The following is a 17,113-nucleotide window of genomic DNA, read 5'->3' as shown; positions in this document are numbered from 1 at the left end:
CCGGCCGAAGCTGAAATGAACTACTATCGTCAACTATCGAGTCAAGCCATCCCGGCATGACTCAAACCGAGGCGCCTCTCAATATCCCGGTCCGGTTCAAGCCGTCGTCGAGGCTTGGCGTGTGGACTACAATGAGACTCGGCCTCACGCGGCTCTCAAAGACCAGACCCCATCGTTCTTCGCTCGGAGCCTGGCCTCGGAAATGCTCGAACAGGCCCACGACCGGCCAAATTCGCGCCCGTAAAGTCTCCAGCAAATCCAAGCGGATCACAGGGCGCTCCGGTATGTGTGACAATCGGCGCATTTGCCGGGGGCGCACTGGCGGCCTTCGGCGCTGGCTTTATATGGTAGGGAAAACTCGTGAGACTACTCTCGACCGCCGAATTCACGGCACGGCTGGCGTCGCCCTACACGGATAAGAAGTTGGCGACTTCCGAACTGCTTCTGGACGGCAAACCGGCCGGGCTGATCGTGGACGGCGCGGTGCTGGAGGCGGCAGTGGAGTGGCGAGGCTGCCGCATCGCGTTCTTCACCGACGACATCCCCTTCGAAGACATGCTGCGCATTTATATGTTCGACGCCGATATGACATTGGTCGATGCTGCCGTGCTCGGTGGGATGTATGCCACCGGCACCTTTGCCGAACTGAACCTGCAGCCGCCGAATACGCTGACGTTTCGCTTCATCGGCGGCATCACCTGGCGCATGGTGCTGCTCGGCGAGCGGGAATTGGCCCTTCCCTTCTTTTCCGATCCACGCGGCGTGAGCCGAAGATGCAAATTCTTCAGGCGCTTCCGGATTGAAGGCCAGCCGCAGCCCGAGAGAGGTTAGCCCTGGCTCAGCACTTGATGGTCTTGCGCTTCTTGCCCAGAGCGCCGCGCTGCCGGACGTTGTCGATGTACTCCGGCGCCGACGGCACCTTGCACGCGGTATCGCCCATTTCCACGGTGACGGTGCCGAGTGCCCTGCCCACCTGCTCGGCCAGCGCGCTCAGCGGCGCCACGTAGCTGCCCACCGCAATTACAAAGCCATTCATCACATACCGCACCCGGTTCGGCTGCCGGTGTATGGTCTCCTGCACGCGCATCAGTAAATGCCTGAGCTCTTCCAGATCCAGCTTGCCGTCGTCGGTGATGGCCACCAGCCCGCTCAGGGTGGCCCAGCCGGCTGTGGCGATTTTTTCCTCCTTGGATACAATCCACGCCAACGCCAGCTCGCGCCCGTGCAAGCTTTCGCTCGCCACCCACGCCACCGTGTATTCACTGGTGGCCAGGCAGCTGGAGGTGTCGGCCCAGTGCTGCAGGTCGGCGCGGCTCATGGCGCGGTCGTCCGCGACCAGGCCGGCCAGGTAGCGGGCGTCGTAGATGCCGCTGTCATACAGGTCCAGCGCCAGCTGGTAGTCTTTTTTGATTTTCTTCTGAAAGACCTTCAAGTCCTCGATCTTGACGCCCAGCAGCGGCTCCTGCACGCCGTGCTTGAGCAGTACGTTCTTGTAGGAATCGCGGCCAAGCGGCTTGAGCTGTTCGATGATCTCGTCGGCGGTCATGCTGTTCTCCCGGTTCGCGCGGCATTTCTTGCACAATTTATCACGAACGGAAACACAGTCCCCTGTGACTAGCCCTTCCGGCGCCGGGCCGCGAGTTTCAACGACAGTGCAGAAACCAGGAAGTAGAACGCGCCGAATCCCGCATAGCCGGTGACGGTGGCGATGGACGGCACGGTGGAGGTCTGCGCCTGGTAAATGAAGAAAGCGCCGGCAAGCGCCGACTGCGCGCCGCTGAGCACCATCGCCCATTGCGCGCCGAACAGTTTCCAGCGCCGCAGCGCCGTGCCCAGTTGCAGCAGTCCCGACAAGATGGCCCACATGCCGAACACGCCAAGCACATGATTCATGTTCGGCAGCGCAAACCAAACTGCGGCGGCCACCGCCAGGCTGACCGCGACGTTGGCAAGCTGGGTACGGTTGCGGGCGAGGCCGCCACTGCGCATGCCGTCCATCAGGTTGGCCAGCGCGTCCCAAAGGGGATAGACAACCAGCAGGAAGGCCGCGATGCCGGCCGAGTGTGTTGCCAGGCCGACGGCAGCAAGCACCCAGGCAAATGCAACCGCTGCCCGGGCGAAGTAGTACGTCGTTAGCCAGCTTTCGTCGCCAGCTTGAGCCTGCACTGCATGCGCGTTTTCCATTGAAGTGTTCCTTTAATATAGAATCTACCTACCAGTTGGTAGGCACCATTGTAAAAAAAAGCGCCGATCTGACAATCAGCCCTTTGCCGAGATGCGCTCCAGTTGCGCATCCATGATGGCGCCGAAGATACCGGCATCACCGTAAGCGCGCGCCGACAGCATTGCGCCATGCACTGTCGCCATAAAAGCTTCCGCCTCGACGCGCGGCGCATGGCGCAGCGAGATGACGTCCTGCTGCACGCCGCGGTCAAGCAGGGAAGTCAGCCATCCCGACAGAAAACGAAAATACGCGCGGATTTCCAGCGCCACTTCGTCCGGCAGGACGGGCAGTTCGCTGGCCAGCAAGGCGCAGATGCAGAAAGGCGCGCTGGCATCGCCGATGCACGTTTTCCAGTACTGGATATACGCGCGCAGCTGTTCCAGCGGATGCGGGATGCCGCGCTCAAGGTTCTTGACTCCCTCTTCCGTTTCCTTCCGATACTGGCTGATGAGCGCCTTCACCAGATCGACTTTACTGGGAAAGTGGTGATGGATGCTGGCCTTGCGTATGCCCACCACATCGGCGATATCGGCGTAGCTGAAGCCCTTATACCCGCGAGCGACAATCAGCTTGCGCGTGCAGGCCAAAATATCGTCTGCAGTGGTGGAGAGTTTGTTCATGGACGAGAGCCTACCTTCTAGTAGGTTTGGTGTCAAGCTGGCGATTCGGGACAGCGGGCTATATTTTGCCTGCCGGGCGCGCAAATCCTGAGATCCGGTCGCGTGGGAATGCGGGCCGCCGCGCTTATACTGATCAGCTACATCCGGATTTTTTCCCCAGCCTCCGTCAAACGATCATTTGGCCTGACCAAATGCAAAACTGGACTAGCCAATCACATTTTCCCTATGGCATACTCGAACTCCTATCCGGAGGAACCGCGCCATGCCACTTGCCTCGCCCCGCCCGCCCCTGCACCGCCTGATTTCCTCCGCATTCCTCGGCCTGCTGTTTGCATATTCAGCCCATGCTGCGGCGCCGCTCGGGGTGGAGGTGTCGAACGCCATCATGCAGCGCTACTCGCCCACCATCGATGCCATGGGAAACAATGGCTGGGACCACGCGAACAGCGTAGTCCTGCACGGTATGGAGAAAATCTACAGGCGTACGGGCGACAAGGCCTACCTCCAGTACATCCAGGCCTTCGCTGATCGGTTCATCAAGAGCGACGGCAGCATCAAGGCGCTGCACGCCAGCATGGACGGCATGCATCCAGGCGTGCTGTGCCTGTTCCTATACGAGGAGACGGGCGACAAAAAATACCTGCAAGCCGCCAAGACTATGCGCGACATGATGCTGGGCACGGCGGCCAAGCCTTCGACGTTCATGCGCACGCCGCACGGCGGCTACTGGCACAAAAGCGAGCCTCGCTACAAGAACGTGATGACGGTGGACGGCTTGTACATGGCCTACCCCTTCCTGGTGCGCTACGGCCTGGTTGCCAAGGAGCCGGCCTTGCTCGACCTGGCCGCCAGCCAGATCCTGATGGTGTCCGCCAGTTCCTTCGACCAGCGCCATAAGCTGGCCTACCACGGCTGGGACTGGGGCAAGGAGCAGCCGTGGGCGCACCCGATCACCGGCAACTCCTCGCAGTTCTGGTCGCGCGCGTCGGGCTGGTACTCGATGGCGCTGGTCGATGTACTCGAATACCTCCCGCCCGCCCATCCGCAATACGGCAAGCTGCTGTTCCTGTTCCAAAACCTGGCCCAGGGCATCAAGACCGCCCAGCACGTCGATGGCTTCTGGTACGACGTGCTCGACGTCCCGGCCGGGGCCGGGAATTTCCCGGAAACCAGCGGCAGCGGCATGATGGTGTATGCGCTGCAAAAAGGCGTCAACCTGCAACTGCTCGATCCGGCCTACGCCGCCGTGGCGCAGCGCGGTTGGCACGCGGTGCAGACCAATGTTGGCCGCTTCCAGGATGGCGGACCGCAAATTCACTCGGTCGCGCCCGGCATGGGGGTGCAAAAGGACTACGAAGCCTACATGGCGATCCGCCCGGTCAGCGTGCCGGTAGCGCAAGGCAAGCACCATGCGCACGGCTATATGGGTGTGCTGATGGCCGCCTCTGTCATGGAGCAATAGGCGCCCCCGCGCACCGGGCACACCGCCAGCCCGGGCCGTCCCGGCATTTTCACGAACATCCACATGGAATCAAGCATATGCGTTTAGCAGCCGTCCTCCTGGCCTTGTCGGCCCCCGCCGTATCGTTCGCCGCAGCGCAAGGCGCAGCAACCTGCACCAAGGAGCTGGGCAATCCCTTCCTGCGCCACTGCCAGGACTGGGCCCGGGGCATCGAACAGCAGCGCAAGGCCGACCTGGGCAACGGCACTTACCTGAACCCCATCATGGCCGGCGACCATCCCGACCCGAGCGTGCTCAAGGACGGCGACGACTACTACATGACCTTCTCGTCGTTCGAGGCCTATCCCGGCCTGACCATCTGGCATTCGCGCGACCTGGTCAACTGGGAGCCGATCGGCAGCGCGCTGAAGAAGTACATAGGCAGCGTGTGGGCGCCGGAACTGGCCAAGCACAAGGGCCGCTACTACCTGTACATCCCAGCCAAGCTGCCCGGCAATAACAACATCTACGTGGTCCACGCCGACAATATACGCGGCCCCTGGTCCGAACCGGTCGCGCTGGGCAATACACGCATCGACCCCGGCCACATCGTCGGCGAGGACGGCAAGCGCTACCTGTTCCTGTCGCACGGCGACCGCGTGCAGCTGTCCGATGACGGCCTGAAGATAGTCGGCCCCATGCAGCACGTCTACGACGGCTGGAAATACCCTGAGCACTGGGACGTCGAAGGCTACGCGCAGGAAGGTCCGAAGATGACGCGCCACGGCGACTACTACTACATGACACTGGCCCTGGGCGGCACCGCCGGCCCGCCCACCGGCCACATGGTGGTGTCGGCGCGCTCGAAATCGATCCATGGGCCTTGGGAGAACTCGCCCTACAACCCCATTATCCGCACCGAATCGGCGGCCGAGAAATGGTGGTCCAAAGGCCATGCCACGCTGGTCGAAGGGCCGGGCAAATCGGGCTGGTACATGATGTACCACGGCTACGAGAACGGCTTCCACGCCCTCGGCCGCCAGGCCCTGCTGGCGCCCATCGTGTGGACCGAAGACGGCTGGTTCAAGGCCTCCGAACACGACGCCGGCAAGCCCATCCCCAAACCTGCCGGCGGCAGCGCGGTACCGCATGGCATGGCCCTGTCGGACGATTTCTCGACCAACAAATTCGGCCTGCAATGGAGCTTCTTCCGTGGCGGCATCGACGAGAACCAGCGCGTGCGCTACCGCGACGGCGTACTGGAGCTGGAAGCGAAAGGCAGCTCGCCCGCCAACAGCTCGCCGCTCACTTTCCTGGCTGGCGACCAGGCCTACCAGTTCGAGGTGGACATCGACTTCGACGAAGGCGCACAAGCCGGCGCCCTGCTGTTCTACAACGACAAGCTGTACGCCGGCGTCGGCGTCAATAAGGGCGCCTTCATCCTGCACCGCTACGGCATGGACCAGCCGCGCGGCGAGAAGCCGGCCGGCATGGCCAACAAGCTACGCATGCGCGTCACCAACGACCGCCACATCATGACCATCCACACCAGCATCGACCAGGGCAAGACCTGGCACAAGTACGGGGTGCAGATGGAAGTGTCCGGCTATAACCACAACGTCGCCTACGGCTTCATGAGCTTGCGTCCGGCCATCTATGCGTCCGGCAAAGGTAAAGTCCGTTTCAGCAACCTCGTCTATCGCGCCCTGCCTTGAACCTCATATCCATGAAGCTGCCTGTTGCCCGCGTTGCCCGCACCCTGGCCGTCCTCGTCGCAGCCTGCTGCCTGTATGCCCTGCCTGTCGCCGCCGCCACCCCGGCTCCGGCCATGGACCGCGCCGCCATCGACGTGCGCGGCTGGGCCGTCGACACCAGGGGCGGCGCCGGCGGCGCCATCGTCCGCGTCAGCAACCTGAACGCCGGCGGCGAAGGCTCGCTGGCCGCCGCGCTGGCCACCGACGGCGCCCGCATCATCGTGTTCGAAGTGGGCGGGGTGATCGACCTGCAAGGCGCGACCCTGCGCATCAACAAGCCCTATGTGACGGTGGCCGGCCAGACCGCGCCCCATCCCGGCATCACGCTGATACGCGGCGGCCTGTCGGTGTCCACCAACGACGTGATCGTGCAGCACATCGCCGTGCGCCCCGGCGAAAACGGCAAGCCGAAAAAAGGCGGCTGGGAAGCCGACGGCCTGTCGGCCAGCGGCGCCAGCAACCTTATCGTCGACCATTGCAGTTTCAGCTGGGCCACCGACGAAAACCTGTCCGCCTCCGGCCCGCGCTTCAACGGCAATGGGCCGGACGACTGGCCAAACCACACTTCGCGCCGCGTCACCTACAGCCACAACATCATCGCCGAAGGATTGCGCGACTCCACGCACGCCAAAGGCGAGCATTCAAAAGGCACGCTGATCCACGACAACGCCGAACAGATACTCCTGTACGGCAACCTGTACACCTCCAATGTGGAACGCAACCCGCTGGTGAAGGGCGGCGCCAAGGTCGCCTTCGTCAACAACCTGATCCACAATCCCGGCAAGCGCGCGGTGCACTACAACCTGATCGCGCACGAGTGGGGCGAACGCGCGCCGCGCACCGGCGCCGTCACCATCATCGGCAATGTGCTGCGCGGCGGGCCGGACACCGGTGCCAAGGTGCCGCTGTTCAGCCTGGGTGGCGTGGGCGACGTCAGCCTGTTCATGCAGGACAACATCGCCGTGGACGCCAACGGCGAGCCGCTGCCGATGACGGGCCGCTACACCGCCGATACGGCCAAGATCCTGACAACCGGCCAGCCCTACCTCCCGGCAGGCCTGGCGCCGCTGCCGGCGAACGGGCTGGAAAGCGCGATCTACGCCAGCGCCGGCATGCGCCCCTGGCAGCGCGACGCGGTCGACTTCAAGATCCTGTCCGACGTGGCCGAAGGCCGGGGCCATATCGTCGACAGCGAAGCGCAGTCGTCCGGCTATCCCAATTACGCGCCCACGCGCAAGGCCTTCGTCGCCGGCGACTGGAACCTGGCCGACATGTCGCCCAAGGCCGGCTGGCAGTCGCTGGCCACCAGGCGGCCATAGCGCGTCCCTAACGCCCCGCCGGGCTTACTGCCGCGCGCCCATGCCATCCAGTTCCGCGGCTGCATCGTCCGGCAGAAGCAGCGCGCCGGCGGCCAGGTTTTCCTGCAGGTGGATGAGGGACTTGGTACCCGGAATCAGCAGGATATTGGGTGAACGGCGCAGCAGCCAGGCCAGCGCGACCTGGTTGGGCGACGCGTGCAGGCGCGCGGCGACATCGGACAGGGTGGCCGACTGCAGCGGCGAGAAGCCGCCCAGCGGGAAGAACGGCACGTAGGCTATGCCGTCGCGCGCCAGCTCGCCGATCAGGGCGTCATCGGCACGGTGCGCCAGGTTGTAGTGGTTCTGTACGCAGACGATCTCGCAGATGCGCCGCCCTTCCGCCACCTGCGCCGCAGTCACGTTGCTCAGGCCTATGTGCCGCACCAGGCCTTTTTGCTGCAAGCCGGCCAGCACCGCCAGCTGTTCCCCGATCGGCCCTTCGGCCGGCTGCATGGGATCGATCATCACCCGCAGGTTGACCACGTCCAGCACGTCAAGCCCCAGGTTGCGCAGATTGTCGTGCACCGCCTGCTCCAGCTCGGCGGGCGACGACGCCGGCAGCCAGGAGGCGTCCGCGCCCCGGCGTGCGCCGACCTTGGTGGTGATGACGAGGCCGGCGCGGTAGGGATGCAAGGCTTCGCGGATCAGCTGGTTGGTCACCTGGGGACCGTAGAAATCGCTGGTGTCGATGTGGTTCACGCCGGAGTCAAGCGCCGCGCGCAACACCGCCAGCGCCCCCGCCTTGTCCGCCGGCGGACCATATACGCCGGGGCCGGCCAACTGCATCGCCCCATAGCCGACGCGTTGGACTGCCAGGCTGCCGAGCTGGAACGTAGTGTATGGCTGAGTCATGCTGCACCTCCTTGTTGATGAAGGCTCCAGTGTAGGCACGGCTATGCCGTTCGATAAGTCTATATAATCAGCACAACCTGTACAAAATTTCGCACAATGAAGATCGACCTGGGTGACCTGAGTGCTTTCATCGCCGTGGCGCGCGCCAAGGGCTTCCGCGACAGCGCGCGGAGCAGCGGCGTCAGCGCGTCCGGCCTGAGCGAGGCGGTGCGGCGGCTGGAAGCGCAACTGGGCGTGCGGCTGCTGAACCGCACCACCCGCAGTGTGGCGCCCACCGAAGCGGGCCTGCGCCTGCTGGAGCGCCTCGGCCCGGCACTCACTGAAGTCGAATCGGCGCTCGACGCGGTGAACGACTTCCGCGGCCGCCCGGCAGGCAAGCTCAGACTCAATGTCCCGATCAGCGCGACGCGGCTGGTGCTGCCATCCATCGTGCCGGGCTTCCTGGCCGCCTATCCGGACATCCAGCTGGAAATCATCGCCGAGGAAAGCCTGGTCGACGTACTGGCCGCCGGCTGCGACGCCGGCATCCGCTACGACGAACGCCTGGAGCAGGACATGATCGCGGTGCCCATCGGCCCGCGCGCGCAGCGCTTCGCCGCTGCGGCCGCCCCCGCCTATCTCGCGCGGCGCGGACGCCCGGATCACCCCAGCCAGCTACTGGAGCACGATTGCCTGCGCATGCGTTTCGGCGGCCGTTCCGCGCAGCCATGGGCATTCGAGCGCGCCGGCGAAGCGCTGAAAATCGACGTCAGCGGCCCGCTGCTGGTGGAGCGCTCCGGTGCGGCGGAGCTGGTGGTGGCGGCCGCCGTTGCCGGCAGCGGCATCGTCTACCTGTTTGAAGAATGGCTGCGCCCGCGCATGGCAAGCGGCGAACTGGAGCCGCTGCTCGAGCCGTGGTGGCCGGCGTTCTCCGGCCCCTTCCTCTACTACCCGGGCCGCCGCCTGGTGCCGGCGCCGCTGCGCGCCTTCGTCGACTACATCAAGCAGCGCTGACCATCCACGCGCATGTATCGCTTTGTATCCCAAGGCGAGCAGACACAATCCTTGCCCGTGCCGGCGCAAAATTGACACGCAGGCGATACATCCCGGGTGTCTAATAGGATGCATCCCCTCACCTGAAAGGAAGCGCCATGTCCACCTTCGCCAAGCGCCTGGCGCTCGCCGCCGCAGCCATCGCATTCAGCGCAGCAGCCAGCGCACAAACCGGCGCCGCATCCGCAGCGCCAGGCGGCGCCGACACCGGCCGCCCGGCAGCCGTGATCCCCCTCGAATCGGAGCCTGCGCCCAAGCTGATCGCCTACGCGCCGCTGCCGGACGCGCTGGCGCGCGGCGTGGTCATCATCCAGCACCGCACCGAGAACCTGCGCATCCTGCCGGTGTTCGGCAAGGAAGCCGTGGCCGTGTCGCCCCACCTCGGCCACCTGCACGTCACGGTCGACGACTGGAAAGGCACCTGGGCCCATACCAGCGCCGATCCGCTGATCCTGGTCGGCCTGACTCCCGGCCCGCACAAGGTGCTGCTGGAGATCGCGGACCCCAGCCACAAGATCCTCGGCAGCCAGACGGTCAGCTTCACCGTGCCGCCGAAGAAAGGCGCCAGCGAGCACGCGCACTGAGCCTGCGGACGCAGCCCTATGCCAGGCCTTCGCGCTCCAGCGCCAGCCGCACCGAAGGCCGTGCGCGCAGCCGTTCATACCATGCGGCCAGATTGCCCAGGCCGTCAAAATGAATGCCGGCCTTGTAGTAGGAGGTAAGCCAGGCGGCCTGGCCCCAGCCTGTCAGCGCGAACAGATAGGCATCGGCCACAGTGAACTGCGCCCCCATCAGAAAATCGCGGCCCGCCAGCTGTGCGTCGATCCAGGCGTAGCGCTGCGCCAGCTTGGGCCTGGCGGTCTCCACATAGTTGCCGGCCAGGCCAGCGTACAGCAGCGGAATGAAACCCTTATGAACTTCGGCGGACAGGAAATTCAGCCACTCCTGCAGCCAGTAGCGCTCCATGGTGCCGTGCGCAGGGGCCAGCCCCGCTTCGGGCTTCAAGTCCGCCAGATACTGCAGCACGACCGCGCCTTCGCGGAACACCTGGCCGTCGTCCAGCTCCAGCGCCGGGACGTATCCCAGCGGATTCGTGCCGCGATAGTCGCCGCCCAGCTCCGTGCGGTGCGTGCGGTGGTCGACCTTTACCAAGGCCAGGTCCAGTCCCAGCTCATGGGCCACGATATGCGGGGCCAGCGAGCAGCTGGCCGGAATGTAATACAGTTTCAAAGCGGATCTCCTGTTTCATCGGTCAGCCGATTATAGAGATCCGGTATAAAAAAGTAAGAAGGCACCAATTTGTGGTGTAGGTACAAAAAGTATACCTTCGTGCTAACATGGCGCCATGAAGAAAAATGTCAGCGGATGTTCGGTGGAAGAGGCGATGCACCTGCTGGGCGGGCGCTGGCGGCTGCTGCTCGCGTCCTACCTGGTCGACGGCCCCCGGCGCTTCAACGAACTGCGGCGCGACGTGCCGGGCATCTCGCAGCGCATGCTGACGCTGGACCTGCGCGCGCTGGAGGACGCCGGCCTGGTGAAGCGCACCGTCTACCCCACCGTCCCGCCCAAAGTGGAGTACCAGCTGACCGAGGACGGCATGCGCCTGAAGCCGGTCATCGCCGCGGTGAAGGAATTCGGCCTGTGGCTGAAGGCGCGCTGACGCCACTGAGCCGGCTGCGTTAAGCGGACTACCTTCCCCCGCCTACATCACTACCAGCCCCATTTCCCTGAGCACGCTGGCCGCCTGCGCGTGGGAGATCACCGCGCCACGGAACATCTTGGCGTCGGTCAGTTTCAGGCCGCCGATCTCGGCGCTGCGCAGGTCGGCGTTGTCGAACTTGGCCAGCTTGAGGATGGCGTCGCGCAGGCTGCCGCCTTCGAACACGGCGTCCCTGAAATCGCAGCCGGACAAGTCGGCGTCCGAGAAATCCAGGTTCTTCAGCTCCGCCTTGCGGAAGGAGAAGCCGCGCAGGTCGGCGCCCACCAGCAGGCAGTCCTCGAAGGCGGCGCCGAGGTGCGAGACTTCTTCAAACGAGGCGCCGGTGAGCTTGCAGCCGCGATAACTGGCCGAGGCCAGCTTGGCCCGGCGCCACTTGGTGTTGTTCAGGTCGCAGCCCTGGAACTGCGCGTCGACCACGTCGGCCGCCTCGAAGTCCGCTTCGCCGGCGCGGCAGCGCAGCCATTTGGAGTGCGACAGCTTGCAGGCGTACAGCACCGCCTCGCTGAAGGCGCAGCGCTCGAAGGTGCACGATTGCAGGTCCAGGCGCGACAGGTCGGCGCCGCTGAAATCGCAGTTGGAGAAATGGCGGATCGATTGCGCCAGGTGCTGCTCAAGCTGTTCGCGGCTCAGGGTGGCGTCGGAAATCATCGTGGCTTCTGCATGGACATCGGATGGAAGCGCCGAGTATGCACGCCTCCTCCCGAATAAGCCAGTCTAGGCAGACTGCGGAATTTCTGTACAAATGACCGTCAGCGCTTCTTCAGGATGGAGCCCAGTACGCCACGGATGATTTCGCGGCCGACCTGCGAACCGATGCTGCGCGCGGCCGATTTGACCATGGCCTGCACCGCCGTGTCGCGCTTGCCGGCGCCTTTGCCGCTGCCGCCGAACAGGCCGCCGAGCACGTCGCCAAAAATCGAGCCCGCTTCGGCCGGAGCATCGGCAGCGCCGCCGCCCGGCACAGGCGCGGGGGCGTCGCGCCGGCCCTGCTGCTGCGCTTGGGCGGGCGCGCGCGCGTCGGCCTGGCGTGCACTGGTGGCCAGGCGGCTGTTCAGCTTCTCGTAGGCCGATTCGCGGTCCACCGCCTTTTCGTACACGCCGGCCACCACCGAGCCATCCATGGCAGTCTTGCGTTCGGCCGCATCGATGGGACCGAGCTGGCTGGCCGGCGGCAAGATGAAGGCGCGCTGCACCACTTGCGGCGTGCCCTTCTCGTCCAGGAAGGACACCAGCGCCTCGCCCACGCCCAGTTCGGTGATCACCTGTGCCACGTCCAGCGCGGGATTGGGGCGGAAGGTTTCGGCGGCGGCCTTGACCGCCTTCTGGTCGCGCGGCGTGTAGGCGCGCAGCGCGTGCTGCACGCGGTTGCCCAGCTGGCCCAGCACCGTGTCCGGGATGTCGAGCGGATTTTGCGTAATGAAGAACACGCCCACGCCCTTGGAGCGGATCAGCCGCACCACCTGTTCGATCTTTTGCAGCAGCGCCTTGGGCGCCTCGGCAAACAGCAAATGCGCTTCATCGAAGAAGAACACCAGCTTGGGCTTGTCCACGTCGCCCACTTCGGGCAGGTTCTCGAACAGCTCGGACAGCATCCACAGCAGGAACACCGCATACAGGCGCGGCGCGTTCATCAGCTTGTCGGCGCACAGGATGTTGACCACGCCCTTGCCGCTGGCATCGGTCTGCAGCAGGTCGTCGATATTGAGCATGGGTTCGCCGAAGAACTGGTCGCCGCCCTGCTCCTCGATGGCGATCAGGCCGCGCTGGATGGCGCCGATGCTGGCCGCGCTGATGTTGCCGTAGCTGGTCTTGTAGTCGGCCGCGTTGTCGCCCACGTGCTGCAGCATGGCGCGCAAATCCTTGGTGTCGAGCAGCAGCAGGCCATTGTCGTCGGCAATGCGGAACACCAGCTGCAGCACGCCTTCCTGCGTATCGTTCAGGTTCAGCATGCGCGCCAGCAGCAGCGGCCCCAGGTCGGACACGGTGGCGCGCACCGGGTGGCCCTGCTGGCCGAACACGTCCCAGAACGTCACCGGGCAGCCGGCCCATTGCGGGGGCGCCACCTGCAGCGCCTCCAGCCGCTTGCCCATCTTCTCGCTCAGCGCACCGGCCTTGGCGATGCCGGACAGGTCGCCCTTGACGTCCGCCATGAACACCGGCACGCCGATGTCGGACAGCGACTGTGCGATCCTTTGCAGCGTGACCGTCTTGCCGGTACCGGTGGCGCCGGTGATGCAGCCATGGCGGTTCACCAGGCTGGACAGCATAGACAGTTCCAGCTGGTCATTCTTCGCAAGCAACAGGGAAGTCGGCATGATCGTTTTCTCGGCGAATGTTGGTGGAAACAATCATACCTCAGTGACAATTGAATAGTATTGGGGTTTTACGAAGACGCTACCATCGCCGCACTATCAACCTTTTTTATGGGCAACTATTATGAACGACAACGTCTACGCACCGCCGAAAGCCGAACTGGCCCCCGGCGCCGGCAGCATGGCCGGCGTGCCTTTCTACGTGGTCTCGCCGCGCAAATTCCTGATCCTGTTCTTCGCCACGCTCAGCATCTACCAGGTGTTCTGGCTGTACAAGAACTGGGCGCTGTACCGCCAGGCCAGCGGCGAGAGCCTGTGGCCGGTGCCGCGCGCCATCTTCAGCGTGTTCTTCCTGCACGCGCTGTTCCGCCATGTGAAGCAACACAAGCAGGAAGATGCGCCGGGCGAATGGAACAACGACGCCAGCGCCTGGACCATGGTCGGGCTGATCATCGTGAGCAACGCGATGAGCCGCCTGTCGAGCCGCCACATCGGTTCGCCCTACACCGACTGGCTCTCGCTGCTGACGCTGATCCCGCTGGGCCTGTGCTTCCTGCCCGTGCAGAACCAGATCAATGCGCGCTGCGGCGATCCTACCGGCAGCAGCAACGACACGCTGACCGGCGCCAACATCGCCTGGTGCGTGGCGGGCGTGGTGATCTGGGTGCTGGCGCTGATCGGCTTGTTCGCCCCCGAGGCGGTGACGGCCAGCGGCGGCTTCTAAGCCGAGTTTCCTGGCGCCTGGCAGCACACCCGGTTGCGGCCCTCGCGCTTGGCGCGGTACAGGGCCTCGTCGGCCTGCTGCACCAGCAGGTCGATAGAGCCGCCCTCGGCCGGACTGCACGCCGCCACGCCCAGGCTGAGCGTGACCACCGGACCGCTTTCCAGGGCCGGATGCGCGATCGCCAGCGCTTCACAGGCGCTGCGCAGTTCCTCGGCGATCAGCAGCGCGGCGTCGCGCCCGGTCGCGGCGATCAGCAGCACGAATTCTTCCCCGCCATAGCGCGCCGCCAGGTCGCCGGCGCGCCGCGCGTGGCCGAGGAACACGCTGGCCACGGCGGCCAGGCAGCGGTCGCCTTCCTGGTGGCCCAGCGCATCGTTATACGCCTTGAAACCGTCGATGTCGGCCATCACCAGCGCCAGCGCTGCCTTGCCACGGCTGGCGCGGCTCCATTCCTCGCGCAGCACCTCGTCGAAGCGGCGCCGGTTGGCCAACCCGGTCAGCGCGTCGACGAAGGACAGGCGCGACAAGTGCTCGTTGGCCTGCTTCAGTGCCTCCGTCTTCTGCGCCACCAGGCGCTCCATCTCGACGTGGCGGATGCGCAAATGCCGCACGCGCAGGCGGAACAGCGCATACAGCCCGGCCGCCATCGCGGTCAGCATCAGCGCGGCGAACCAGTAAGTCTCGTAGAAAAACGGCTGCACCGTGACGGCCAGCACCGGGCCCGCATCGCTCCAGCGCTTGCCGTCGATGGTGGCGGCCACGCGGAAGCGGTAGCTGCCATGCGGCAGCGCCGGGAACGATACTTCCCGGTTGGGACCGGCATCGATCCAGCCCCGCGCCAGCCCTTCCATCTGATAGCGGAAGCGCGCCCGCTCGGCGTTCAGCAGCGTGTTGGCGCTGTACTGGATGGCCAGGGTGGCCTGGCCGGGCGGCAGCGTCAGCGCTTCCTGCACCGGCGTGGAGCGGATGCTGCCGTTTACCGACACGCGCTCCAGCCGCACGGAAGGGGGCTGGTCGGTGTCGGGCAGGCGGCGCGGATCGGCCAGCACCAGGCCCTTGGCCGACGGCAGCAGCAGGTTGCCGTCGGCGTCCATCGCCCCGGTCGGCTGCAGCCCGCCCGCGAAGGTGGTGCTGCGCATCGAGTCACCCGGACCGAAACCGCTGGAAGCAACCCTGGCCAGCCGCCCCTCGGCGAACGCATCGAGCTCCCTGCGCGCCACGCGGTAGAAGCCGCGGTTGCCGGTCACCCACAGGTAGCCGTCGCGGTCCTCCTGGATGCTCAGGCAGGTGCCGTCCCACAGTCCGTCCGCAGTGCGGATGCTGCTCAGGCTGCGGCCGTGAAGACGGTTCAAGCCGTCGCCGTTGCTGCCTATCCACAAGGTGCCGTCGGCGTCTTCGTACAGCGCCATGATCCAGTTCGACAGCAGGCCGTCCGCGGCGGTCATGGCCTTGAAGGCGCCGTCGCGGTAGCGCGCCAGGCCCTCGCCGGTGGTGCCGAACCACAGTGTGCCGCGCTTGTCCTGCAGGATGGAGGACACGCCGCCGGACGGCGCGCCGGGCGCGCGCATCGGCGTGAAGGCGCCGCCGTCCAGCCGGGCGATGCCGGACTGGGTGCCGGCCCAGACCGTGCCCTGGCGGTCCTGGTACAACACCCGCACTTCGGAACTGGGCAAGCCCTGGTCCGTGCCAAACAGCGTAATCTTGCCCTGCCGCAGGCGGGCCGCGCCACCGGTGTAGCTGCCAACCCACAGCGCGCCGTCGCGGTCCTCCATCAGGCTGGAAATTTCCTCGCTGGGCAGGCCGTCCTTCTTGCCCAGCACGGTAATGGCGCCGCCGTCGATGCGATTCAGGCCGCCGCCGGCAGTGGCCACCCAGGTCACGCCGTTGCGCGCGTGCAGCACCGAACGCACGTTGTCGTGCGACAGCCCTTCCGGCACGCCCAGCACGCCGAAGGCGCGCTCGCGCAGCCGCACCAGCCCGCTAACCCAGGTGCCGAGCCAGACGCTGCCCTCGTGGTCGGTATGGATGGACCAGATATGGTCGCCCGCCAGGCCGCCGGCGGTGCCGATGGCGCTGAAGCGCCCGTTCGCCATGCGCACCACGCCGTTGCCCCAGGTGCCGATCCATAGCGAGCCGTTGCGGTCGCGGGTCAGCGTGGTCAGCTGGTCGGTCGGCAAGCCGTCGGCCACGGTGTAGACCTTGACCTGGCCGCCGTTCACGCGGGCCAGGCCGCCGCCGGCCGTGGCCGCCCACACGCCGCCGTCCGGATCGGCCAGCACCGAACGCACCTGCAAATGGGGGAAACCGTTGTCCAGGTTGAGCACGTGGAAGCGGCCGTCCTTGAGACTCACCAGGCCACCGCCCGAACTGGCGATCCACAACACGCCGTCGCGGTCGAACGCCAGCGCGCGCAGGCGGTCGGTGGGCAGGCCGTCGGCCTGGCGATAGTGGCGGGTGACTCCCTTGTGCCAGCGCAGCAGGCCGTTGTTGGTGGCGGCCCACACCGCGCCGTCCGGCGCCTGCGCAAAGCCCCACACGCGCTGGTCGCCCAGCGGTCCGGCGGCGTACACGGTGCGGAACTTGCCGTCGCGGTAGATGGCTGCGCCCTTGTTGTGGCCTATCCACAGGTTCTTCTGCGCGTCCTGCATCAGCCCCAGCACCGGCTGGGACGCGATATCGGCAAATTCGGAAGCATCGAAAGTGGTGAACCGGTGGCCGTCGAAGCGCGCCAGCCCGCCCAGCGTGCCCACCCACAGATAGCCATCGCTGGTGTGCAGCAGCGCCGCCACCGCGTTCTGAGGCAGGCCCTGCTCGATCTGCCAGCCGTCCAGGCGGTACTGGCTGAGCGACTTTTCGGGCGCGGCAAGCAGCAAGGACGGCGCCGCCGCCTGGCTTGGCACAGGAAGGTGCAGCCATGCCAGCAGGACAAATAAGGCCAGATAGTAACGCAAACCCACTCCTTTGTAGATTGGGCAACATCATACCGTACCGTAGCGTCCTAGACAAAAAAGCATTCCTGAGCACAATTGGCAAGCGGCTGCAGGTAAAATGAAAAACGGATTGGCTACCAAGGAAC

The 17,113-nt window shown here is 65.4% G+C and carries 16 protein-coding genes and 1 pseudogene; 9 read left to right on the top strand and 8 right to left on the bottom strand.

Annotated elements, in window-relative coordinates; genetic code table 11:
* Nucleotides 1-106: 106 nt before the first annotated feature.
* Both ASD15_RS32280 and ASD15_RS12540 read left to right on the top strand, forming a co-directional pair.
* Nucleotides 107-244: pseudogene (locus ASD15_RS32280) on the top strand (integrase core domain-containing protein); the annotation flags it as partial.
* Between the two features lie 116 nt (nt 245-360).
* Nucleotides 361-831, top strand: a complete 471-nt coding sequence (locus ASD15_RS12540) for a hypothetical protein (RefSeq protein WP_157200922.1) — start codon at nt 361-363, stop codon at nt 829-831.
* Between the two features lie 7 nt (nt 832-838).
* Here ASD15_RS12540 and ASD15_RS12535 read toward each other — a convergent pair whose 3' ends face one another.
* From ASD15_RS12535 to ASD15_RS12525, 3 genes are all read right to left on the bottom strand, one after another.
* Nucleotides 839-1,546 carry a DNA alkylation repair protein gene (locus ASD15_RS12535; protein WP_057155321.1) on the bottom strand — a complete coding sequence of 236 codons (708 nt, stop codon included), beginning with the start codon at nt 1,544-1,546 and terminating at the stop codon, nt 839-841.
* Between the two features lie 68 nt (nt 1,547-1,614).
* Nucleotides 1,615-2,184 (bottom strand): hypothetical protein, encoded by a 570-nt coding sequence (locus ASD15_RS12530; RefSeq protein ID WP_057155320.1) that lies wholly within the window; start codon nt 2,182-2,184, stop codon nt 1,615-1,617.
* Between the two features lie 75 nt (nt 2,185-2,259).
* Nucleotides 2,260-2,844, bottom strand: a complete 585-nt coding sequence (locus ASD15_RS12525; protein ID WP_057155319.1) for a TetR/AcrR family transcriptional regulator — start codon at nt 2,842-2,844, stop codon at nt 2,260-2,262.
* A 262-nt stretch (nt 2,845-3,106) separates the two neighbouring features.
* Here ASD15_RS12525 and ASD15_RS12520 point away from each other — a divergent pair, with 262 nt between their 5' ends.
* The 3 genes from ASD15_RS12520 (at nt 3,107) to ASD15_RS12510 (ending at nt 7,358) form a co-directional block, all read left to right on the top strand.
* Entirely contained in the window at nt 3,107-4,306 is a 1,200-nt protein-coding gene (locus ASD15_RS12520) for a glycoside hydrolase family 105 protein (protein WP_200953962.1), read from the top strand.
* Nucleotides 4,307-4,383: 77 nt separating this feature from the next.
* A complete protein-coding gene (locus ASD15_RS12515; RefSeq protein WP_082551799.1) occupies nt 4,384-6,000 on the top strand; it encodes a family 43 glycosylhydrolase in 1,617 nt (538 codons plus the stop codon).
* A gap of 11 nt (nt 6,001-6,011) precedes the next feature.
* Nucleotides 6,012-7,358 (top strand): polysaccharide lyase family 1 protein, encoded by a 1,347-nt coding sequence (locus ASD15_RS12510; RefSeq protein WP_057155318.1) that lies wholly within the window; start codon nt 6,012-6,014, stop codon nt 7,356-7,358.
* A 24-nt stretch (nt 7,359-7,382) separates the two neighbouring features.
* On the opposite strand, the gene ASD15_RS12505 is transcribed toward ASD15_RS12510, so the two are convergent.
* Nucleotides 7,383-8,249 carry an aldo/keto reductase family oxidoreductase gene (locus ASD15_RS12505; RefSeq protein WP_057155317.1) on the bottom strand — a complete coding sequence of 289 codons (867 nt, stop codon included), beginning with the start codon at nt 8,247-8,249 and terminating at the stop codon, nt 7,383-7,385.
* Between the two features lie 96 nt (nt 8,250-8,345).
* Here ASD15_RS12505 and ASD15_RS12500 point away from each other — a divergent pair, with 96 nt between their 5' ends.
* Both ASD15_RS12500 and ASD15_RS12495 read left to right on the top strand, forming a co-directional pair.
* Nucleotides 8,346-9,242, top strand: a complete 897-nt coding sequence (locus ASD15_RS12500) for a LysR family transcriptional regulator (protein WP_057155316.1) — start codon at nt 8,346-8,348, stop codon at nt 9,240-9,242.
* 137 nt (nt 9,243-9,379) lie between these two features.
* Complete coding sequence (locus tag ASD15_RS12495; protein WP_157200921.1) at nt 9,380-9,865, top strand: DUF6130 family protein; 486 nt, start codon at nt 9,380-9,382, stop codon at nt 9,863-9,865.
* 16 nt (nt 9,866-9,881) lie between these two features.
* Here ASD15_RS12495 and gstA read toward each other — a convergent pair whose 3' ends face one another.
* Nucleotides 9,882-10,511 (bottom strand): glutathione transferase GstA, encoded by a 630-nt coding sequence (gstA, locus tag ASD15_RS12490; protein WP_057155315.1) that lies wholly within the window; start codon nt 10,509-10,511, stop codon nt 9,882-9,884.
* Nucleotides 10,512-10,626: 115 nt separating this feature from the next.
* On the opposite strand from gstA, the gene ASD15_RS12485 reads away from it, so the two are divergent.
* Nucleotides 10,627-10,941, top strand: coding sequence for a helix-turn-helix domain-containing protein (locus ASD15_RS12485; RefSeq protein ID WP_057155314.1), 315 nt, complete (start codon nt 10,627-10,629; stop codon nt 10,939-10,941).
* 42 nt (nt 10,942-10,983) lie between these two features.
* On the opposite strand, the gene ASD15_RS12480 is transcribed toward ASD15_RS12485, so the two are convergent.
* On the bottom strand, nt 10,984-11,649 hold the full coding sequence (locus ASD15_RS12480) for a pentapeptide repeat-containing protein (RefSeq protein WP_057155313.1): 666 nt from the start codon (nt 11,647-11,649) through the stop codon (nt 10,984-10,986).
* A gap of 101 nt (nt 11,650-11,750) precedes the next feature.
* On the bottom strand, nt 11,751-13,316 hold the full coding sequence (locus ASD15_RS12475) for a helicase HerA-like C-terminal domain-containing protein (RefSeq protein WP_057155312.1): 1,566 nt from the start codon (nt 13,314-13,316) through the stop codon (nt 11,751-11,753).
* Nucleotides 13,317-13,437: 121 nt separating this feature from the next.
* Between ASD15_RS12475 and ASD15_RS12470 the strand changes: the two genes are divergently transcribed.
* The gene (locus ASD15_RS12470) at nt 13,438-14,037 is read left to right on the top strand and encodes a hypothetical protein (RefSeq protein ID WP_057155311.1); all 600 of its coding nucleotides are present in this window, start codon (nt 13,438-13,440) and stop codon (nt 14,035-14,037) included.
* On the opposite strand, the gene ASD15_RS12465 is transcribed toward ASD15_RS12470, so the two are convergent.
* Nucleotides 14,034-16,988 (bottom strand): two-component regulator propeller domain-containing protein, encoded by a 2,955-nt coding sequence (locus ASD15_RS12465; RefSeq protein ID WP_057155310.1) that lies wholly within the window; start codon nt 16,986-16,988, stop codon nt 14,034-14,036. The genes ASD15_RS12470 and ASD15_RS12465 overlap by 4 nt on opposite strands.
* Between the last annotated feature and the right edge of the window lie 125 nt (nt 16,989-17,113).

This window comes from Massilia sp. Root351 (assembly GCF_001425045.1).
Lineage (GTDB): Bacteria > Pseudomonadota > Gammaproteobacteria > Burkholderiales > Burkholderiaceae_D > Rugamonas.
The sequence above is the reverse complement of the archived record's forward strand: the minus strand, read 5'-3'. Positions and strand labels throughout refer to the sequence as shown.

Coding starts and splice junctions, on each gene's coding strand:
- ASD15_RS12535 (WP_057155321.1), bottom strand. CDS start 1,546: ATGACCGCCGACGAGATCATCGAACAGCTCAAGCCGCTTGGCCGCGAT.
- ASD15_RS12530 (WP_057155320.1), bottom strand. CDS start 2,184: ATGGAAAACGCGCATGCAGTGCAGGCTCAAGCTGGCGACGAAAGCTGG.
- ASD15_RS12525 (WP_057155319.1), bottom strand. CDS start 2,844: ATGAACAAACTCTCCACCACTGCAGACGATATTTTGGCCTGCACGCGC.
- ASD15_RS12520 (WP_200953962.1), top strand. CDS start 3,107: ATGCCACTTGCCTCGCCCCGCCCGCCCCTGCACCGCCTGATTTCCTCC.
- ASD15_RS12515 (WP_082551799.1), top strand. CDS start 4,384: ATGCGTTTAGCAGCCGTCCTCCTGGCCTTGTCGGCCCCCGCCGTATCG.
- ASD15_RS12510 (WP_057155318.1), top strand. CDS start 6,012: ATGAAGCTGCCTGTTGCCCGCGTTGCCCGCACCCTGGCCGTCCTCGTC.
- ASD15_RS12505 (WP_057155317.1), bottom strand. CDS start 8,249: ATGACTCAGCCATACACTACGTTCCAGCTCGGCAGCCTGGCAGTCCAA.
- ASD15_RS12500 (WP_057155316.1), top strand. CDS start 8,346: ATGAAGATCGACCTGGGTGACCTGAGTGCTTTCATCGCCGTGGCGCGC.
- ASD15_RS12495 (WP_157200921.1), top strand. CDS start 9,380: ATGTCCACCTTCGCCAAGCGCCTGGCGCTCGCCGCCGCAGCCATCGCA.
- ASD15_RS12485 (WP_057155314.1), top strand. CDS start 10,627: ATGAAGAAAAATGTCAGCGGATGTTCGGTGGAAGAGGCGATGCACCTG.
- ASD15_RS12480 (WP_057155313.1), bottom strand. CDS start 11,649: ATGATTTCCGACGCCACCCTGAGCCGCGAACAGCTTGAGCAGCACCTG.
- ASD15_RS12475 (WP_057155312.1), bottom strand. CDS start 13,316: ATGCCGACTTCCCTGTTGCTTGCGAAGAATGACCAGCTGGAACTGTCT.
- ASD15_RS12470 (WP_057155311.1), top strand. CDS start 13,438: ATGAACGACAACGTCTACGCACCGCCGAAAGCCGAACTGGCCCCCGGC.